Source organism: Streptomyces tirandamycinicus (assembly GCF_003097515.1).
GTDB lineage: Bacteria > Actinomycetota > Actinomycetes > Streptomycetales > Streptomycetaceae > Streptomyces > Streptomyces tirandamycinicus.
In genome coordinates this window covers 175804-195411 of sequence record NZ_CP029188.1, presented here as the reverse complement: position 1 = coordinate 195411, position 19608 = coordinate 175804, and the positions used below count along the sequence as shown (strand labels likewise).

General features: G+C 74.8%; 14 protein-coding genes and 2 pseudogenes. 7 read left to right on the top strand and 9 right to left on the bottom strand.

The annotated features are described in order from the left end of the window. Positions 1-199 precede the first annotated feature (199 nt). Positions 200-2050 carry a glycoside hydrolase family 15 protein gene (locus tag DDW44_RS00850; RefSeq protein ID WP_108905207.1) on the top strand — a complete coding sequence of 617 codons (1851 nt, stop codon included), beginning with the start codon at positions 200-202 and terminating at the stop codon, positions 2048-2050. 229 nt (positions 2051-2279) lie between these two features. Here the strand turns inward: DDW44_RS00850 and DDW44_RS00845 are convergent, their stop codons facing one another. Beyond that, entirely contained in the window at positions 2280-2954 is a 675-nt protein-coding gene (locus tag DDW44_RS00845) for a CBS domain-containing protein (RefSeq protein ID WP_108905206.1), read from the bottom strand. A gap of 212 nt (positions 2955-3166) precedes the next feature. Here DDW44_RS00845 and DDW44_RS00840 point away from each other — a divergent pair, with 212 nt between their 5' ends. Next, positions 3167-4177: a pyridoxamine 5'-phosphate oxidase family protein gene (locus tag DDW44_RS00840; RefSeq protein WP_108905205.1), complete on the top strand. Its 1011-nt coding sequence runs from the start codon at positions 3167-3169 to the stop codon at positions 4175-4177. 392 nt (positions 4178-4569) lie between these two features. Further along, positions 4570-6981: a glycoside hydrolase family 65 protein gene (locus DDW44_RS00835; RefSeq protein ID WP_108905204.1), complete on the top strand. Its 2412-nt coding sequence runs from the start codon at positions 4570-4572 to the stop codon at positions 6979-6981. 128 nt (positions 6982-7109) lie between these two features. Here the strand turns inward: DDW44_RS00835 and DDW44_RS00830 are convergent, their stop codons facing one another. Next, complete coding sequence (locus DDW44_RS00830) at positions 7110-7352, bottom strand: DUF6411 family protein (RefSeq protein ID WP_026281826.1); 243 nt, start codon at positions 7350-7352, stop codon at positions 7110-7112. Positions 7353-7604: 252 nt separating this feature from the next. Here DDW44_RS00830 and DDW44_RS32490 point away from each other — a divergent pair. Both DDW44_RS32490 and DDW44_RS00820 read left to right on the top strand, forming a co-directional pair. Further along, positions 7605-7835, top strand: a pseudogene (locus DDW44_RS32490) (hypothetical protein); the annotation flags it as partial. 286 nt (positions 7836-8121) lie between these two features. Beyond that, positions 8122-8508: a hypothetical protein gene (locus DDW44_RS00820; RefSeq protein ID WP_018890912.1), complete on the top strand. Its 387-nt coding sequence runs from the start codon at positions 8122-8124 to the stop codon at positions 8506-8508. Between the two features lie 133 nt (positions 8509-8641). On the opposite strand, the gene DDW44_RS00815 is transcribed toward DDW44_RS00820, so the two are convergent. The 4 genes from DDW44_RS00815 to DDW44_RS00800 all read right to left on the bottom strand — a co-directional run bounded on the left by DDW44_RS00815 (position 8642) and on the right by DDW44_RS00800 (position 13365). Beyond that, entirely contained in the window at positions 8642-9088 is a 447-nt protein-coding gene (locus tag DDW44_RS00815) for an SRPBCC family protein (protein WP_017948279.1), read from the bottom strand. A 210-nt stretch (positions 9089-9298) separates the two neighbouring features. Beyond that, a complete protein-coding gene (locus tag DDW44_RS00810) occupies positions 9299-10504 on the bottom strand; it encodes a cytochrome P450 family protein (protein ID WP_108905203.1) in 1206 nt (401 codons plus the stop codon). Positions 10505-10530: 26 nt separating this feature from the next. After that, positions 10531-11865, bottom strand: a complete 1335-nt coding sequence (locus tag DDW44_RS00805) for a cytochrome P450 (protein ID WP_108905202.1) — start codon at positions 11863-11865, stop codon at positions 10531-10533. A 63-nt stretch (positions 11866-11928) separates the two neighbouring features. Then, on the bottom strand, positions 11929-13365 hold the full coding sequence (locus DDW44_RS00800; RefSeq protein WP_108905201.1) for an ATP-binding protein: 1437 nt from the start codon (positions 13363-13365) through the stop codon (positions 11929-11931). Positions 13366-13698: 333 nt separating this feature from the next. Between DDW44_RS00800 and secF the strand changes: the two are divergent. Then, a pseudogene (gene secF, locus DDW44_RS00795) lies at positions 13699-14964 on the top strand (protein translocase subunit SecF); the annotation flags it as partial. Between the two features lie 313 nt (positions 14965-15277). Here secF and DDW44_RS00790 read toward each other — a convergent pair. The 3 genes from DDW44_RS00790 to DDW44_RS00780 all read right to left on the bottom strand — a co-directional run bounded on the left by DDW44_RS00790 (position 15278) and on the right by DDW44_RS00780 (position 18179). Further along, entirely contained in the window at positions 15278-16033 is a 756-nt protein-coding gene (locus tag DDW44_RS00790; protein ID WP_017948273.1) for a sensor domain-containing protein, read from the bottom strand. 382 nt (positions 16034-16415) lie between these two features. Continuing rightward, positions 16416-17291 carry a class II fructose-bisphosphate aldolase gene (locus tag DDW44_RS00785; RefSeq protein WP_017948272.1) on the bottom strand — a complete coding sequence of 292 codons (876 nt, stop codon included), beginning with the start codon at positions 17289-17291 and terminating at the stop codon, positions 16416-16418. A gap of 3 nt (positions 17292-17294) precedes the next feature. Next, positions 17295-18179 carry an SIS domain-containing protein gene (locus DDW44_RS00780; RefSeq protein ID WP_017948271.1) on the bottom strand — a complete coding sequence of 295 codons (885 nt, stop codon included), beginning with the start codon at positions 18177-18179 and terminating at the stop codon, positions 17295-17297. A 580-nt stretch (positions 18180-18759) separates the two neighbouring features. On the opposite strand from DDW44_RS00780, the gene DDW44_RS00775 reads away from it, so the two are divergent. Continuing rightward, entirely contained in the window at positions 18760-19539 is a 780-nt protein-coding gene (locus DDW44_RS00775; RefSeq protein ID WP_018890921.1) for a DeoR/GlpR family DNA-binding transcription regulator, read from the top strand. The last annotated feature ends 69 nt before the right edge of the window (positions 19540-19608 follow it).

The window sequence follows — 19608 nt, the reverse complement described above, 5'->3', positions numbered from 1 at the left end:
CGCCCCTTCGCTGCGTCGAAGATCGGACGTTGGACGGTCGGCCGTGACCTGCGGCTCCTCCGCGGATCCACGACGAGGTCCCGACCAGTGCCGCCGCCCGTCTGTCCGAAAGGCCATGGAGGAGGGACGCAGTCCGGAACGGGGAGACGGGGCGCTGAGGCGCTGAGGCGCCCGGGTCGATTGTGGGTACATCCCTTGCATGGAGGACTGGCGCCCGGTGGAACGCGCCCAGGGCTACCTTCCCATCGCCGATCACGGTCTCGTCGGCGACGGCCGTACGTCCGCGCTGATCGGCCGGGACGGTGCCGTGAGCTTCCTGTGCGTACCGCGCTTCGACTCCGCACCGCTCTTCGCCTCCCTCCTGGACCACCGCAGGGGCGGGACGCTGCTGCTGGCTCCGGCGCGGCTGAGAGCGAGCAGGCAGCGGTACCTCCCCGACACGGCCGTCCTCGTCACGGAGATGCGGGGGCCCGAGGGCACCGTCGAACTGACCGACGCCTTCCTGCTCGACCCGGAAGCCAGGCTCGAGGACGACGCGCGTGCCGGCCGCGGTGAGCTGCTGCGCCGGGTGCGCGTCACCCAGGGCGTCGCCGAGTTGCGCTGCCACCTGCGGCCCGGGCCCGGCCACGACGTCGAGGCGGGCGGCGACGGATGGGTCCTGAGGGGGCCGGACCGGGTTCCCACCGCACGGCTCCGCGCGTCCCGTCCGCTGCCGGGCCCGTCCGGCACGCTCGTACTCGAGGCGGGGGACGAACTGGTCGTCTCCCTGACATGGGACCGTGCGCGGCCGGCCGCTGACCTGCTGCCCGCCCGAGCCCGCGAACACCTGGAGGCCACGGCCCGCGTCTGGCGCCGATGGGCCTCCCACGTGGTGGCGGACGTACCCCACCCCGGTCTGGTGCGGCGCTCGGCGATCACCTTGAAACTCCTGGACCATGTGGAGAACGGGGCGATCATCGCCGCTCCGACCTCCTCCCTTCCCGAGTACCTCCACGGATCCCGGAACTGGGACTACCGGTACGCCTGGATCAGGGACACCGCCTACGCGGTCTTCGCGCTCCGGCGCATCGGGCTGCCCATGGAGGCCAAGGGCTTCTTGAACTGGGCACTGACCGCGGCGGAACGCGACACGAGGCCGCTCGTCCTCTACGACGTCGACGGGCTGCCGCCGCCCGACGAGGTGGAGGATCCGTACCTGGAGGGTTATCGCGGGTCCGCCCCGGTGCGCTGGGGCAACGCCGCGGCCCGGCAGGTGCAGCACGACGTGTACGGCGAACTGCTCGACTGCGCCTTCCAGTGGGCCGCGATCGGCGGCCGCCTCGACCCGGCCCGGTGGGAGCACCTCGCCCTGCTCGCCGAACGGGCCCGTACCGCGTGGAGCCGGCCCGACCAAGGAATCTGGGAGGTCCGTACCCAGGGGAGGCCCTTCACCTACTCCGCGGCGATGTGCCAGGTCGCCCTCGACCGGGCGGCCCGGCTGGCCCGCCGGCTCGATCTTCCCGGCGACATCGAGGGCTGGCGGCGGGACGCCCGGGACCTCGCCCGCCGGGTCCTGGAGCAGGCGTGGGACGACGGGGCGGGCGCCCTCACGGAGCATCTGGGCGGGGGCGGCCTGGACGCCTCCCTCCTCGCTCTCCCGCTCAGACGTGTGGTGCCGGCCGACCATCCCCGGATGGCCGCCACCGCGCGGGCCGTCGCGGACACCCTCGGCGCCGGCGGCGGCCTGCTCTACCGCTACCTCCCGCGCGTCTCCCCGGACGGGGTGGACGAGCCCGAAGGGGCCTTCCTGCTGTGCAGCTTCTGGCTGGCGGACAACCTGGTCGGGCAGGGCCGCGTCGACGAGGCGGCGGAGCTCTTCGAGCGGCTGTGCTCCTACGCGAGCCCGCTCGGACTGCTGCCCGAGCAGATAGACCCGTCCGACGGTTCCTTCCTCGGCAACTTCCCGCAGGCGATCAGCCATGTCGGCCTGATGTCCACCGCGGTCGTCCTCGCCCGGGCGCTGCGCGGCGTGCGCCCCGAGCTCGCCACACACGCCTGGTTCCGCGGGTGACCGGGTACGCGCCCGCCGACGGCCCCGCGGACGCACCGCACCCGCGGGGCCGGATCGGGGTGAGGCTCGGAGTCGTGCGGCACACGAGTCGGGCCGGTGCCTCTTGGCGGGCGGGACGGCGCGGGCCCGATGCCGTGAGGGACGAGCGGCCTCGGGCAGGCGGCGCCGAGTCCGGCGGCCGTCATGGCCCGTCGACCGGATGCCGCGGCCCACCTGCCGGACCGGGGGGTCACCCGCCCGTGGCGGTTCTCCCGGTGTCGTCGCTCCGGTACGTGATGTGTGCGGAGACCGAGACCACCCCGTCCACGCTTCTGCACAGGCGCTCGATGATGGGGACCAGGCTCCTGAACTCGACGGATCCGTCCAGGGTGACCTGCCCCTCCAGGACGTCGACCGCCACCGCCGAGGGGGCGAGGCCCAGCGTCTGCTGCAGCACGTCGCGGGTGATCTCGTCCCGGATCGCGTCGTCACGGCGCAGGAAGACCCGCAGCAGGTCGCTCCGGCTGACGATGCCCAGCAGCGTGTCCGTCTCGTCCACGACGGGCAGCCGCTTGACGCCGTGCACCTCCATGAGACGGGCCGCCTCGACCACGTTCCACTCCGGGCGCGCGCACACCGCGGGGGCCGACATCAGCTCCTCGGCCCTGACCCCCTCGGCCTTGGCGCGTTCCCAGGCCTCCGGACGCGGGATCGGCATACGGCCGGACGGGTCCTCCTGGTCCGCGGACTTGCGCAGCAGGTCTGCCTCGGAGACCACTCCCATCGGGCGGTCCTGCTCGTCCACCACCGGTACGGCGGTGACGTCGTTCTCCGCCAGAAGCTTGACGATCTCCTTGAACGGCAGATCGCGCCGCGCCCGGACGACCTGCCGGGTCATGAGTTCTGCGACCGTTCGGTGCTGCATGTCGCCCGTCCCTTCGAGCCTCGTGACGGCGATCAGGGTCAGGTACCGAGCGGGTCGGCACCCGGGCCCTGCGGGTGAGCGGTCCGGACCCGCGCCCGGCCGTCTCGAGAGCGGTCTGACCGGCCCTGTGGTGAGGGCTTTCCGGCCCGTGCGGCGGCATGCCGCGAGTGGCACGTTGGATACAGCAACATTCTGAGGAAACGGCGGCGATCATGCGAGCTCACCTCGGCGACCAACTCGTCATCCAGAGTCCGGCGACCGGCGCCACCAGGCGCGAGGGCGAGATCGTCGGACTCCACCACACGGACGGAACACCTCCCTACGACGTGCGCTGGTCGGACACGGACGAGGTGACGCTGGTGTTCCCCGGGTCCGACGCCCATGTCCGCCACCTCGAGCATCTCGAGCCTCTCGGGCGCCCGCCCGGGGCGACGGCACCGCCCCCCGGGCCGGGCACGGAGGGGCCGGGTGCGGGGACCACGGGTGCGGAGGGGGCAGGCGGTGAGGGGGCAGGCGTCGAGGAGGCGGGTACCGAGGGACCGGGCGCGGGGGCCGACGGCCCCCGGCCGGACGGGCCACCCGGTCCCGGCGGCATCGGCGGGCGCCTGGCCGCCGCACGCGAGCGGCAGGGGCTCTCCCGGGCCACCGTGGCCGGCCGTGCCGCCATGTCGCCCGAGTACCTTGCCTACCTCGAGGAACGCCCGGCCGACCCCGGTCTGGGGGCCCTCGCCCGTCTGGCCGGCGCGCTGGGCACGAGCGTGGCAGCGCTGCGCGGGGGCGGCACCGATCTGCCGCCGGGACAGGGCCGGGCCCTCCTCCGTCCCCGGCTGCGGGACCTCGGCGCGGACGAATGCCGCGCCCGCCTCTCCACCCACGGCCTGGGCCGTGTCGCCGTCACGACCCCGGACGGGCCGGCGGTCGTGCCGGTGAACTACGAAGTCGTCGACGACCGGATCGCCTTCCGGACCGCGCCCGGCTCGGTGCCCGCGGCCGCCGCGGGCACCGAGGTGGCGTTCGAGGTCGATCATCTGGACGAGACCGAGAGCCGGGGCTGGAGTGTCCTCGTCGTCGGCCCGGCGCGACACGTCACGGATCCCGGCGCGGTGCGGCGGCTCGCCGAAGGCGCGCACACCCGGCCTTGGGCGGGCGGTGAACGGGAGATGTGGGTGGCCATCCAGCCCCGGCGCGTGACCGGCCGCCGCATCGATCCGGCCGAGGAGTGAGCCGGCCGAGGCGTGCCCGGCCGATGCCGACCTGGCCGAGAGTGCCCCGGCCGATGCCGACCTGGCCGGTGCGGCCCACCGGTCGGCGGGGCCGCGGAGGCGATACCGGTCGGGGCGGGCCCGGGGCTCGCACGGCGGGACGGCTCCGCCGTCGCTCCCGCGCCCGGCTCGGTGCCCGCGGCCGCCGGTGGATCGCCGTCCCGGCGCCGGCCACGCGTGTCGCGTCGGCGACCGGGTGGTGCGACGGTGTTCACAGGGACGCTTGACGAGCGCCCGAAGGGGCCGGCCGCCGATGAGCAGCAGCGCGCCTGCCGCCCCGCGGCGCCTGCCGTCGCCTGCGCCCGTACGGCCGGGCCGGGAAGCGTGCCCGTACGGCCCGCTACGAAGGGCTGGTGAGAACGGCGAATCCGGAGTGGACCTGGGAGTACGAGGGCTATGACCCCGCGGCCGAACGGCTGCGTGAGTCACTGTGCACGCTCGGCAACGGCTACTTCGCCACCCGCGGGGCCGTGCCGGAGAGCGCAGCGGGCCTGGTGCACTACCCGGGGACCTACGCGGCCGGATGCTACAACCGCCTGGAGTCCACCGTGGCCGGGCGCACGGTGGTGAACGAGGACCTGGTCAACCTCCCGAACTGGCTGCCCCTGCGGTTCCGGATCCACTCCGCCGAAGGACCTCCGGGCCAGTGGTTCACCCCGGACTCCCACAGCTTCCTCCACTACCGGCACACCCTGGACCTGCGGCGGGGCACACTCACCCGCACGTTCCGCTACCGGGACGGCCGGGCCGGCGTGCTCGGTGTCGAGCAGATCCGCGCGGTGCACATGGCGGATCCCCACCTCGCCGTGCTGCGGACCGTCTTCACCGCCGAGGACTGGTCGGGAGAGATCGAAGTCGAGTCGGCGATCGACGGTGACGTGCTCAACGGGAACGTCCACCGCTACCGGTCCCTCAGCCGCAACCACCTGGCCCATGTGCAGACCGGGACGGAGGAGTCCGAGACCGTGTGGCTGGGGTGCCGCACCAACAGCTCCGACGTCGGTATCGCGATGGCGGCCCGTACCGTCGTCTCCGGTGGCCGGCCGGCTTCGTCGCTGCTCCACCCCGCCCGGCACCGGGCCGTCCGCCGGCTGGTGATCCCCCTCGCCCCCGGGGTGCCCGTCGTCGTGGACAAGACCGCGGCCCTGCACACCTCGCGCGACCGGGCGATCGGCGACCCGCTCGGCGCCGCGGTCGACCGGGCGTCCACGGCCGCGGACTTCGACGCCCTGATGGCCGGCCACACCACCGCATGGGCCCAGTTGTGGCGGCACGCCGACATCCGGGTGCCCGGTCAGGCCGGTCGGGTGCTGCGGCTGCACCTCTTCCACGTCCTGCAGACGCTCTCACCGCACACCGCGGACCTCGACGTGGGCGTACCGGCCCGCGGACTGCACGGTGAGGCGTACCGAGGGCACGTCTTCTGGGACGAGCTGTTCGTGCTGCCCTATCTGAACCTGCACTTCCCGGAGGTCTCCCGCGCGCTTCTCGACTACCGGCACCGGCGTCTTCCCCGGGCGTGCCGGGCCGCCCGGGAGACGGGGCGGGCCGGGGCGATGTATCCCTGGCAGAGCGGCAGCGACGGCCGTGAGGAGACCCAGCAGCTGCATCTCAACCCCCGTTCGGGCCGGTGGCTGCCGGACCGCACCCGGCTCCAGCACCACGTCGGCTCGGCCATCGCCTACAACGTGTGGCGCTACTGCGAGGCCACCGGCGACACGGAGTTCCTCCACACCAAGGGCGCGGAGATGGTGCTGCAGATCGCCCGCTTCTGGGCGGACACCGCCGCCCTGGACCCCGGGACGGGCCGCTACCGCATTCGCGGCGTGGTCGGCCCCGACGAGTACCACGACGGCTACCCGGGTGCGGAACGGCCCGGTCTGGACGACAACGCGTACACCAACGTCACCGCCGCCTGGGTACTCGGCCGTGCCGTGGACCTCGTGGGGCGCCTCCCGGCCTGGCGCCGCCGGGAGCTCTTCGAGCGGGTGGAACTGGACGTCGACGAACCCGCCCGGTGGGAAGAGGTGTCCAGAAGGCTGAGGGTGCCCCACCACCGGGGCGTCATCAGCCAGTTCGACGGCTACGGCGACCTCGCCGAGCTGGACTGGGACGGATACCGGGAGCGGTACGGCGACATCCGGCGCCTCGACCGGATCCTCGAGGCCGAGGGCGACACCGTCAACCGCTACCAGGCGTCCAAGCAGGCCGACGTCCTGATGCTCGGCTACCTCTTCTCACCCGCCGAACTGCGGCAGCTCTTCGGCCGCCTCGGCTACGACCTGGACGACCGGCTCTGGCACCGGACCGTGGACTACTACCTGCGCCGCACCAGCCACGGCTCCACCCTCAGCGGCCTGGTCCACGGCTGGGTCCTCGCGCGGGTCAGACGGGCCGACGCATGGTCGTACTGCCGTGAGGCCCTCGAGGCGGACATCGCCGACATCCAGGGCGGCACCACCGGCGAAGGCGTCCACCTCGGCGCCATGGCGGGGACCCTCGACCTGGTCCAGCGCGGCCTGACCGGCCTGGAGACCCGGGAGAACGCGCTGTGGCTGGATCCGGTACCGCTCCCCGCGCTGTCCGAGTATGGGTTCCCGCTGCGGTACCGCGGCCACTGGGGTGTCGGGGTGCGGCTGCGGAGCGGGCAACTGGAGATCGCCGTACCCGAGTCGCGGGAGTCCCCGATCCGCGTGGTGCTGACCGATCAGGCCGTCACCGTCGCACCGGGAGAGACCTGCACGCTCGTGCTGCCGGCGGGCTGATCCGGGGAGCCCCCGAGAGCGAGGGCGGCCGCCCGGGGTGCCAGGGCCCTCGCCGGGTGCGTGACGCCGAGAGCCCGCGCACCGGCCGGAAGCGGGACCGGCTGAGCGATACCGCATCCGGTGCGCCGTCAGAAGGGCATGCGGCCCCTCGCCTTGCGCCCCGCCGACCCGGACCGTCCGACGGCCCGCGAACTGCTGTGGAACGACCTGCTGAACAGCCGTCCGACCGGGCCCGGGGCCTTTCCGCCCGCCCGCGCGCCCGTCCCCAGTGCCCGTTGGGCACCGTTCTGCGGATGCCTGGACAGACGCGGCAGGAGAAACGCGAGGACGAGCAGCACCGCGCACACGGCGATGATTCCGGCAACCATCATGATCCACTCCATTGGGTCGGGTGCTCTCCGGTTGCCCCGGTGCGGCGGCGGTATGCCATGCCGCCCTCGCCGGGGCGCGCACCCGCGCGGTGTCGCGGGCCGGAGCGCCCCGGCCGGTGGAGAAGTCCTTCGATCGGCCCGCGGCGGGACCCGGCGGCCGCATCCGCATCCCGCATCCCGCCCGCATCCCGCCGCCGAAGGCCCCGCCCGCCCCTCCTGGAGCTGGTCGATGGTCCTGGCCGCGTCGAGCCGGAGCTGCTTGCCCCGTACACGGAGAAGTACTTCTCGGCGGTCAAGGGCGTGTGGGAGTCGCGCTCCCACGAGATCGCCCAGCAGATCGCGGTGGGCCTCTACCCCGCGCTCCAGGTGTCGGCCAAGACGCTGGACGCGACGGACGCATGGCTGGATTCCGCCGCCCCGAACGCGGCGCTGCGCCGGCTCGTCCTGGAGTCCCGCGCCGGTGTGGAGCGGGCCCTGAAGGCCCACGACCGTCCGGGGGCGCCGCCCGGCGCCGCCGGAGCCTCCCGTGCACGACCGTCCGGCGGCGCCGCGGATCAGTTCCGGCCGGGGCCGCGGCTGCGGGCGGGGCGTGCCGTGCCGCCCGGCCCGGCATCCCCCACGTCCGGCCGCGCTGTGCGCCCGTCCCGGCCCGGCGCCGCACTCCCCCGTTCCGGGCGCCAGACGTACCAGCCACGGGCGCGTGCCGTCCCGGCCGGGAAGTGGGACCTTGGAGTGGGACGTCCCTGCGTGAGAGAGGACGGGGATCACCGTGGCCGTCGTCGACAGGCACGAGGAAGTATCGGTACAGCTCACCGGCGCGCCCGAGGACGCCGACGCCGTCTTCGCCGCGCTGCTCGCGGCCTACCCCTGCGACCGGGGTGCCGAGGAGCACCCCCACCAGGAGGGCCGGGGCGACCATCCGACCATCTGGTCGGCGACCTACGACGTGGCGTGCGCCGACACGGCCGGCCCCGTGGCCGCCACCGCCCTCCACGGACCGGTGGGAGCCGAGCTGTCGGGCTCGTACCCGGCGGTGGACCGGCTCGCACGCGCCATGACCACGGGCTTCGCGGTCGAGGTGGAGCACGCGGTGTCCGGGGACGGAGAGAAGCAGCTGCGGCTGCGGCTCGACTCGCCACCCGCCGCGGGCGGCTGAGGGAACCGTCGCGCCCCCGTCACCGGTGTGCCGCGCCCGCCGCGATCCCGCCGGGCGCGGCACACCCGCGGCGGGATCACGCGGGCGCGGCACACCCGCGGCGGGATCACGCGGGCGCGGCACACCGCCGCGCTCAGGACGCCTCGACCGCCGCCTTGATGCGCCGGGCGAAGGCGTCCGCGTCCTTGCGCGCCGCGCTCAGCGCGAATCCGGCGATCAGTTTGCCCAGGCCGTGGCCCTCCAGGGTGTTGAACACGGTGAGCCTGGTCCGCCCGGCGTCGACGGCCTCCAGGTCGTACCCGCCCTCCGGGACGGTGACCAGGTTCTTCGACAGCTCCGTCCAGCGGATCCGGTGCGGCGGGTCGAACTCGCTGATCCGGAACTCGCGCGAGGTGGTCATCCCCGCGTCCTTGACCTTGCTGCGGTAGACCGTGCCCAGGCCGGTCGGGCCGTCGGTCGTCTTGGTCATCTCCTGCACCCGGGGACTGAACCTGCGGTCGTTCTCGCCGTCCGCGAGGAACGCGAAGACCTCTTCGACCGGGCGGTCGATCACGACCGTCCCCTCGAACCGTCCGGCCATACCGACTCCTTCTCCGTCGGCACCGGAGCGGTTCCGGTGCTCGGTACTGCTCCAGCCTGCGACCTTCCCCGGCTACGGGGCCGCCCGGGGCGGTCCGTCCGGGCGACGCACGGACCCGGTCCGCACGGGTGGCGCCCGGCGCGGTCCGTACAGGCCGATCGCGGCCCCGGACCACGGGCCCGGATCACCGCCCCCGACCACGGGCCCAGTCTAGGGAACGGGTCTCACCGGCAGTTCCCGGACGCTGTTCCCCACGAAACTGGCGTGCCGGGCCAGTTCCGCCTCCGGAACGGACAGGTCCAGTCCGGGGAACCGGGTGAACAGCCGCTCCAGCGCGATGGCCCCCTCCATCCGGGCGAGGGGCGCCCCGAGGCAGTAGTGCGCCCCGTGGCCGAGGGAGAGGTGCCGGGGGCCGGACGCCCGGGTGATGTCGAAGCGGCCCGCGTCCGGGCCGTGCGCGGCCGGATCCCTTCCGGCGGCGGAGTACCCGGCGAGGACCGGGGTGCCCTTCGGGATGACCGTGCCGTCCAGGGTGAGGTCCCGGGTCGGGTAGCGGAACGGGAAGTAGCTCACGGGGCTGTCCCAGCGGAGGGTCTCCTCGACGACGTCCGCCCAGGTCGCGCCGCCCGCGCGGACCAGGTCGAGCTGGTCGCGGTGGGCGCAGAGCGCACGGACCGCGTTGGTGATCAGGTTCAGCGTGGTCTCGTGGCCCGCGACGATCATCAGCAGCAGGGTGCCGATGAGTTCGTGCGCGCCGAGCCGGTCGCCGTCCTCCTCGCGGGCGGCGATCAGCGCGCTGGTGAGGTCGTCGCCCGGGTGCTGCGCACGGGTATCGGCCACGGTGCCCAGCACGTCGACCAGCTCCCGGTTGGCGGCCAGTGCCTCCTCGGGGCCGATGTCCGTGGCGACGACCTGGTTCGACAGGTGGTGCAGTCGCTCATGGTGCCGGGCGTCCACACCCAGCAGTTCGCAGATGACCCCCATGGGCAGCGGCATGGCGAAGTGCCGGCGCAGATCCGCGACGCCGCCGTGCTCCGCGGGGGCCCGGCCGAGTCCGTCCAGCAGTTCCTCCGCGACCGTCTCGATCCGGGGGCGCAGGTCCGCGACCCGGCGTGCGGTGAACGCCTTGCTCACCAGCGACCTGAGCCGCCGGTGGTCGTCCCCGTCGGCCGTGGTCATCCCCCGTACCGTGGCGAAGGTCTTCAGCGGCCAGCCGTCGGCGATCCGTCCCTCGCGCAGCGCGGTGAAGTGCTCGGCGCCCTTGGCGACATCGGGGTGGGCCAGGAACTCCCTGAGCGCGTCGTGCCCGAGGACGGCCATGCCGGGCACGTCGCCGGGCAGGACGACGGGCGCCACCGCGCCCCGGGCCAGCAGTGCGGCGTTGTCGGCGTGCGGGCAGCCGCCGGCCGGGTCCATCCGGTGCGGGGGGTTCGGTGGGGTGGTCAACGGACCTCTCCTGTCTGTGGGGCGGCCGGGTGGCCGGGGCGGTCGATGCCGGTGCCGGCCGCGTCCGCCGGCGCGGTACGGGACGGCTGCGGGCCGGTGAACCGGACGGGGAGGGCGGCGAGCCCCCTTCTCCACGGCGACGGCACCCAGGCGAGCTCCGGCTGCTCGACGGCCAGTTCCATGTCGGGCAGCCGCTGCCGCACGGTGTCCACCGCGGTACGGGTGATCACCCGGGCCGGATCCTGGGCCGGGCAGGTGTGCGGTCCCGCGCCGAACGCGAGGTGCGAGCGGTTGCCGGCGGCGGGGCCGCCCGGGGGCAGTACCGCCGGGTCGGCGTTGGCGGCGGCGAGCCCCAGGATCAGCATGTCGCCGGCCCGGATCGACTGGCCGCCCAAGCGCAGGGCGCGGGTGGCGTAGCGGGTGGGGAGGTTCTGCGTCGGCGGGAAGCGCCACAGCACCAGGTCGAGTGCGTCGTCCGCGGTGAGGCGGCCACCGGTCGGCGCGGAGGGGAACGCCGGGTCGCAGAGCATCACGCACAGGGACGTGGCGATCCAGTCGACGGTGCTCTGATGACCGGCGACGAACATCACCAGCAGGTTGTGCAGCACTTCCTCGTCGGTGAGGCGCGCCGGGTGGTGCAGCAGGGCGGAGGTGATGTCGTCACCGGGGCGGGACCGCTTCTCCTCGATCAGGGCGAGGAGGATCGCGTTGATCCGCCGGCTCGCCCTGCCGGAGTCCGAGGCCGTGGCGCCCATCCGGCCGATCGCGTGGACGAGTCGCCTGCCGGGTCGTTCGTCCAGTCCCAGCAGTCCGCTGATGACCAGCAGTGGGAGCCTGCGCGCGTACTGGGGTACGAGGTCGGCCGCGCCGCGCCCGGCGAACGACGCGATCAGCTCCTCCGCGGCGGACCGCACCCGTCGTCGCAGTTCGTGTCCGTCGACCCGGGCGAGCGCGTCGGAGACGGCGGCCCTCATCCGGCGGTGCTGCTGGCCGTCGGCGAACATCAGCGCGGGCCGCCAGCCGACGAAGGGCAGGATCGGCGAGTCGGGCGGCACGCGACCCTCGCGCAGCGGGCTCCAGCGGCGCGGGTCGTGCGAGAAGTCCTGCTCGTCCCGGGCGACCCGGAGCAGCTCGCGATGGCCCAGCACGAGCCAGGCCTCGATGCCCGGCGCGACGGTGACGGGTGCCACCGGGCCGTGGGTCCTGCGGAGGTCCTCGTACAGCGCGGGCATCGCGTCGCCGTCGAGGTGCGGGCCGTACAGCGCGGTGGCGGCGGGGCGGTGACCGCCGAAGCCGGAGGGCGGCGGCGTGTAGCCGTGCGGGGTGGTCATCAGGACTCCCTGGTCGCGAGGGGCTTCCGGGGCGGCGTGGACGGGACGGCGTCATGGACGGCGTCATGGACGGCCTCCTTCGCGGCCCGTTTCGTCGGGCGCCGGCGCGCCGTTCCCCAGGGGTGCACGGTCCCGGTGCGTACCGGACACCGCGCCGGGGATCGGTGCGGGGGGCGCCTCGGGGGGCCGGGTGCCGCCGGGCACGGGAGGCGGCGGCGCGCCGTGGCTCTGCTCGGTGCCCGGCTCGCCGTCCGCGCGCCCGCCGCGCCGCCGCCGGAGTCCGCCCGGTGGGTGCGCGGGCTCGTCGGCGGACGCAGGGCCGCCACCGGGTGCCGGGAAGCCGGACGCCGGGCCGGTGGCGGCCGTTCCCTGGACCGCCGGGCCCGGGCCGTCCTGCTGGGGGTGCGGCTCCCCCTCCCCGACCGCCGGCCGCGACGGTTCGTGCCCGGGTGCCCGCGGACCCGCCGCCGGCTCGTGGCGGGGCGGGGCGGGGCGGGGCAGCGGCTCGGTGAGCAGCCGGTGGGGTACGCGCGTCACCGCCCGGGTGCCGCCGTACGCGGAGGCGGCGGACAGTTCCACGCCGAAGCCCAGCTCGCGGCTCCATCGGCCGGCGCAGGCGAGTCCGAGGCGGGGCACCGCGCCGAGCCGGGCCAGGTCCGGGTCCTCGCGGAGCCGGGCCGTGGCCTGCGCGAGGACGTCGGGTGGCATGCCGAGGCCGGCGTCGTCGATCTCGACGACCGCCCCCGCGGCCACCTCGCGTACGGTGACCACCACCCGGGTGCCGGACGGGGAGAACACCGTAGCGTTCTCCAGGAGTTCGGCGATGGCGTGCACCAGCCCCTCGACGGCGGGCGGCGCGACGTGCAGGGACTGACCGCCGCGCACGTCCACGCGGCCGAACTCCACGATGCGCGACCGGGCGTCGCGTACGCAGTCGTGGAGGGACACGGGCCGCCGCTCCCGCGGCACGGGCCGGCTGCCGCACAGCACCAGCAGGGTGCCGGCCTTGCGCTCCATCCGGGCGGCCGCATGACCGGCCTTCATCACCTCGGCCGTCAGCCGGGGGTCGTCGACGGAGCGCTGGAGGTGGTCCAGCGCCTGCTGCTGCACGGTCGCCATGGCGTGCACGGTGCGGGCGACGGATTCGAGGGCGGACCGCGCGGAGTCCCGCAGGGCCTGCTCCCTGCGTACGGCCTCGTCGGACCCGAGGGCCGTGACGACGGCGGCCAGGGCCCTGGCGAAATCGGCGCCCGTCTCGGAGTCCGGACCGATCGGGCCCGGTACACCGTCCAGGAGGCGTCCGGTGCGGGTGCGTTCGGCGATGGCCGGGGCCCGGACGGCGGCGAGATGTGCGATCTCGGCCTCACGCGCGGCCGCGAGCCGTTCCGCTCCCACCCGCAGCCGCTGTTCCGCCCTGAGCCTGCGACGCAGCGACAACGCCCAGACGAGCAGGGCCAGGGCGGCGGTCCCGCCGCCCCCCGCGATCAGCAGCCCGACCATGACACGACGCTTCCGGATAACGCGACCACGCCAGAACGAGTCCCTTCCAGACCGCCTACGGGGCTCCCCCGGCGATCGGGGGTAGCCAGATCCTACGGTCAACCAACCAATCTTCGAATGCCCGTTGTGCAACTCCCGTCACTTTCCGCCAACGGCGCTGCGGTGGTTCGGTGGCCTTCCCGGACGGTCTGTCGCATAGTGTGCGCTCGGCACCGCCTCGCCCACCGCGAGCGCGGAAGGGCGGGACGACAGGGGGCGGTTCATGCGTGCGCCGCGTGTGCCGGCGGTTCTCGTCGCCGTGCTCCTCGCCCTCCTCGGGCCCCTCGCCGGTGGGCCAGGGAGGAGGGTCCGAGCCGGCCGCGCAGGTCGCTGCGCACCATCATGGCCACGGCCTTCCGCAAGACCCGGACCGCGGTGGCCGGCGCCAACGCGACCACGCTCCTCGCGGCGGGGCTGCTCTTCCTGCTGGGCTCGGGGCCGGTGAAGGGCTTCGGCGTCACGCTGGCGATCGGCGTCGCCGTCTCGATGTTCTCGGCACTCGTCGTCGCACGGGCGCTGACCGACGCGGCCGCGCGGTTCCCGTTCGTGGACCGGTTCCGGACCGTCAGCGGCGTGGGGCGTCCGGGCCGGGTCCGGACGTTCCTCACCCGCCGCGGCCCGCGGCCCATGCGCACGCCCCGCCGCTGGCTCGCGGTGTCGGCCGTGCTGGTCGCGGTGGCCGTCGCGGGCGTCCTGGTGCGCGGGCTGAACCTCGGGGTCGAGTTCACCGGCGGCCGGCTGGTCGAGTACGCCACCGCTCGGACGGTGGACGCCGACACGGCCCGATCGGCCGTCGCGACGGCGGGCTTCCCCGACGCCGAGGTCACCACCGCCGGCGGTACGGACGTCTCGGTGCGGGGCACGGGCATCGACGACGACGGGGCGGCGGCGATCGGTGACGCGCTCGCCGGACCGGGCGGCGGCACCGCCACGAAGGTCCGCGACGAGCTGATCGGCCCCAGCATGGGCGAGGAACTGCGGCGCAACGCCCTGATCGCCCTGGGCGTCGCGGTGGTCGCGCAACTGGTCTATCTGACCGCGTGGTTCCGCTGGACGTTCGCGACGGGCTGCGTGGTGGCGCTGGTGCACGACGTGGTCGTCGTGGTCGGCGCGTTCGCCTGGCTGGGACGGCCGGTGGACGGCGTCTTCCTCGCGGCGCTGCTCACGGTCATCGGCTACTCCGTCAACGACTCGGTCGTGGTGTTCGACCGGGTCAGGGAGCTGTGGCGGAGGGATCCGCGCGGCGCGCTGACGGACCTCGCGGACGCGGCGGTGCTGCAGACGGTGCCGCGCACGCTGAACACGGGCGCGGGGGTCCTGTTCATCCTCACCGCCCTGGCCGTGCTCGGCGGCGGTGCCCTCGCGGACTTCTCGATCGCGCTGCTCGTCGGGGTGTGCGTGGGCACGTACTCCTCCGTGCTCACCGCCGTTCCCACGGCGCTGCTCCTCGAGTCCGGCCGGCCCGCGCACCCGCCCGCCGCCTCGGACCGCCCGCGCACCGGCGCCTCCCGCGGCGCGGCCCGGGACAACGGCGCCCGGGACAGCGGCGCCCGGGTCTGACGGAAGGGCACGCCGGCGCACCGGGCTGCCGGACCGGGCTGCCGGACCGGATGAGCGCCCGACCTGCCGGAGGAGGCACCGGCGCACCGGGCTGCCGGACCGGGCGATCCGGAGGCACGGGCCGGGTGAACGGCACGCGGAACGGCTGAAGGCCCGCCGGGCGGTGGACACCGCCCGGCGGGCCGCTTGCCGGGGACCTCCGTCCCGGCGGACCGCGTTCCCGGTCCCCGGGGCAGCGGGCGGAGGCAGGCGACGGCGGGCGGAGGCAGGCGACGGCGGGCGGAGGCGGGGCGACGGCGGGCGAACGCCCGTCTCAGGAGGTGCCGGCCGACTCGATCGCCTTCGCCAGCTTGGCGGTCTGACGGCCGTGCAGGTCCTCGGGGAGGTCGGCCTTCTTCGGGTCGAGGAGGTTGAGTGTGAAGAACACCGCCACATTGCGGCCCTGCCGTACGGCGGTGATCTGCATCGGCATCGACGAACCCTGAGCGGTGCCGGTCATCCTCCAGGAGACGGCCTCGTCACCGCCCTCGGGGGCTTCCTCGGCCTTCACCGCCACGTACTTCACCGCGGAACCGCCGCCGGTTCCCGAGGTGGTGAAGCCGGCGCCGCAGGTGGCGAGGGCCTTGCGGACGTCCGCGAAGGTGCGCCGCGCGTCGTCGCCCTCGTAGGAGAAGAGGCTGACCGTGGTGGTGAGGCCGGGTGTGGCCGTGGAGACGAAGGAGCGGCCGGCGAAGTCGACGGCCTCGGGGGTACGGGCCGTACCGGAAGCGGTCATGTCCGCGAGGGGCCGGCACTCCTCCCGGTCGGAGGTGGGCCGCGCGCTCGGCGGGCTGATCTCCTGGGCCTGGTACGAGCGCAGTTCGGAGTCGGTGACGAGTGCCTTCCTGATCGTGTCGCCGCGGAGCACGGCCATCCCGGCGCCGGCCTTCTCCGGGCCGGCGAGCGGCTTTCCGGTCGGGGAGGAGGAGCTCTCCCGGTCGCCTGCGGAGGTGCAGCCGGTCAGCAGCGCGGCGGCGGCGAGAGCGAGCGCGCCGCCCCGCCGGAGGGCCGGAAGTGTGATGAGAGGCATGGGAATCCTGTCGGTTCGGTACGGCGCGGCGGGCGGGCGGCTCGCGGTTCCCGTGGCGCGGGGCGTCCGTACCATCGAGCCCACTCCGCCGCCCGCGGAGGACGGGTGGCGAGCAAAGTGTGTCCCGGATCGCCCGGTGAACCCGGGAGGGTCCCGGTGCGGTTGCGCCGTTCCGGTGGCCGTGCGCACCGGATTTCACCGGACCCGCCGTACGGCGACCGGCGGGCGCTCCCCGCGGCCGAGCGGAGTGCGGCGAGTCCGGGGCAGGGCCGGGGCGGCGTGCGGCCTAGCGGAGTGCGACCGGTGCGCGGCAGGGCCGGCACGGCGTGCACCGGACGGACCGGGCCCCGTCCGGTGCTACGCCGACCCGGCAGGACGCCCCCTACACGACCGGTGCGGGTTCCCCCGCGTCGCGCAGGACGCCGATCAGCGCGGCGACGGTCTCGGCCATGGCGCGGCGCCCGAGGGACAGGTACGTGCGCGAGTCCACGGCATCGGCGTCCGCGGCCAGGAAGTCGCGGATGGCGGAGGTCATGGCGAGGTTGAGGGCGGTACCGATGTTGACCTTGGCGATGCCCCCGCTGACGGCGGCCGTCAGTTCCCCGTCCGGTACGCCGGACGAGCCGTGCAGCACCAGCGGTACGTCCAGGGCTCCGGCGAGCCGGGCCAGGAGCCCGTGGTCGAGCGAAGCCGTACGGGCGGTCATGGCGTGCGCGCTGCCGATGGCGACCGCGAGTGCGTCGACCCCGGTCCCCTCGACGAACGCCCGTGCCTCCTCGGGGTCGGTGCGGGCCCCGGGCGCGTGGGCGTCCAGCGGCGGGGCGCCGCCCTTGCCGCCCACCTCCCCCAGTTCGGCCTCGATCCAGAGCCCGTTGGCGTGTGCCCAGTCGGCGGCGGACCGGGTCGCGGCGAGGTTCTCCGTGTACGGCAGGTGCGCGGCGTCGTACATCACCGAGCTGAACCCGGCGTCGACCGCCTGGTGGAGCAGCCGGCCGCTCGTGACGTGGTCGAGGTGGAGGGCGACGGGCACCCCCGCCTCCGCCGCAGCCTCGGCGGCGGCCCTGGCGAGCGGCCGGACCCGGCCGTGGCGGTACTTCACCGCGTTCTCGCTGATCTGCAGGACCACCGGGGAACCGGCGTTCTCCGCGCCGGTGATGACGGCCTCGGCGTGCTCCAGCGTGATGATGTTGAAGGCGGCGACCGCCCGGTGTTCGGCGGCGGCCGCGGCGACCAGTGTTCCGGTGTCGGCGAGCGGCATGGGTCAGGCTCCGGAGAGGATCACGGAACGGGTGAGGTGGCGGGGGCTGTCCGGGTCCAGGCCCCGTGACTCGGCGACGGCCACCGCGAGCCGCTGGGCGCGGACCAGTTCGGCCAGCGGATCGAGTCCGCCGGCGACCCACATCCCGCCGGTGGCGCGGACCTCTTCGGCGAGCCCGGCGGGCGCGTCGCCGATCATCCAGGTGACGGTGCCGCGGGTGGCGACGCTGATGGGGCCGTGCCGGTACTCCATGGCCGGGTACGCCTCGGCCCAGGACGCCGACGCCTCGCGCACCTTGAGCGCGGCCTCGTTGGCGAGCCCCACGGTCCAGCCGCGGCCGAGGAAGGTGAACTGCGAACAGGTCGTGAGTCGTGCGGGGAGCGGTTCGGCGAGCGCCTCCGCGCAGTCGTCGACGACGGCGCCGGTGTGCAGGCCCCAGTGGGCGCGCAGCAGGGTGAGGGCGGTGGTCGCGAACCGCGTCTGGACCACGGACCTCTCGTCGGCGAAGTCGAGGACCACCGTCTCGTCGGCCGCGGTCATGACCGGCGTGGCGGGGTCGGCGGTGATCGCGGTGGTCCGGGTGCGTCCGCGCAGCCGGCCGAGGAGTTCCAGTACCTCGGTGGTGGTACCCGAACGGGTGAGGGCGACCACCCGGTCGTAGGAGCGGCCGGTGGGGAACTCGGAGGCGGCGAAGGCGTCCGACTCGCCCAGTCCGGCGTCCTCGCGCAGGGCCGCCGCCGCCTGTCCCATGAAGAGCGAGGTGCCGCAGCCGACGAACGCCACCCGCTCGCCGGCGGCCGGCAGCGCCCCTCCGGCGGTGGCGGCGAGCTCCGCGGCCCGGTTCCAGCACTGCGGCTGGCTCGCCAACTCCTGCGCGACGTAGCTCATATGCGTCCTCCAACCCTCGAATGTGTGCGTGTTTTTGCAACATAGCGCGAGCTTTCAAGCATCTTCAAGCATCCGCGGCGGGTCGCGGGTTCGCCGGCGCGCTGACCGTCCGGGGGTGCCGGAGAGGCGGCGAAGCCCGGAGCTACGGGGGCTCCCCGGGTCCCGGGCCCCTGGGGGTCGAGGCTTCCCCGGGCCCCAGGCCTGCGGGGGTGAGGGCTTCCCCAGGGCCAGGAGGTGGGACCCGAGTCCACCTCGTCCGTGGCGACACCCCTGCGAGCGGCCGCGCGGGCATCGCGGGGCGTCGTAGGGCACCGCGAGGCGTCGCGGGGCATCGCAGGGCGTCGCGGGGCGTCGTAGGGCACCGCGAGGCGTCGCGGGGCATCGCAGGGCGTCGCGGGGCGTCGCAGGGCACCGCGAGGCGTCGCGGGGCGTCGCGGGGCATCGCAGGGCGTCGCGGGGCGTCGTAGGGCACCGCGAGGCGTCGCGGGGCGTCGCGGGGCATCGCAGGGCGTCGCGGGCCGGTGGACACGTCCGGTCACGGACTAGGGTCGCGACGTACGTTCGAGGAAGGGAGCGGTGGATGTCACGCGACGCCCGCTGGAAGGCGCTGCTGGAGCTCCTGGTGGAGCAGGGCCGGCTGGACGTCGAGGAGGCGGCGGCGGCACTGGACGTGTCGTCCGCGACGATCCGGCGCGACTTCGACCGGCTGGCCGAGCAGCAGATGCTCGTCCGCACCCGCGGCGGCGCGGTGGTGCACGGCGTGTCGTACGAACTCCCGCTGCGCTACAAGGCGTCGCGGCACGCGGCGGAGAAGCAGCGCATCAGCGCCGCCGTCGCCGGGCTGATCGCGCCGGGTGAGGCGGTCGGCCTCACCGGCGGCACGACGACCACCGAGGTCGCCCGTGCCCTGGCCGCCCGGCCCGATCTGGCCTCGGGCAGCCCCGCCCTGACCGTCGTCACCAACGCCCTCAACATCGCCAACGAACTGGCGATCCGGCCCCAGTTCAAGATCGTGGTCACGGGCGGGGTGGCCCGTCCGCAGTCGTTCGAGCTGATCGGCCCGCTCGCCGACGGCGTGCTCGGCCAGATCACCCTGGACGTCGCGGTGCTCGGGGTGAACGCCTTCGACGCGGTGCACGGCGCCGCCGCGCACGACGAGGACGAGGCCGCGATCAACCGGCTGCTGTGCGAGCGGGCCCGCCGGGTGGTCGTCGCGGCCGACTCCACCAAGCTGGGCACCCGGGCCTTCGCCCGCATCTGCGCGACGGACCGGGTGGACACGCTGGTCACCGACTCCGCCGCCTCCGACCGGACGGCGGCCGCGTTCGGGGAGGCCGGGGTGAGGGTCGTCCGGGCGTGAGCGGCACCAGGTGCGCGGGTGCCGTCCGGGACCCGGGTGCCATCCGGGGACCCCGGGCGCCGTCCCGGG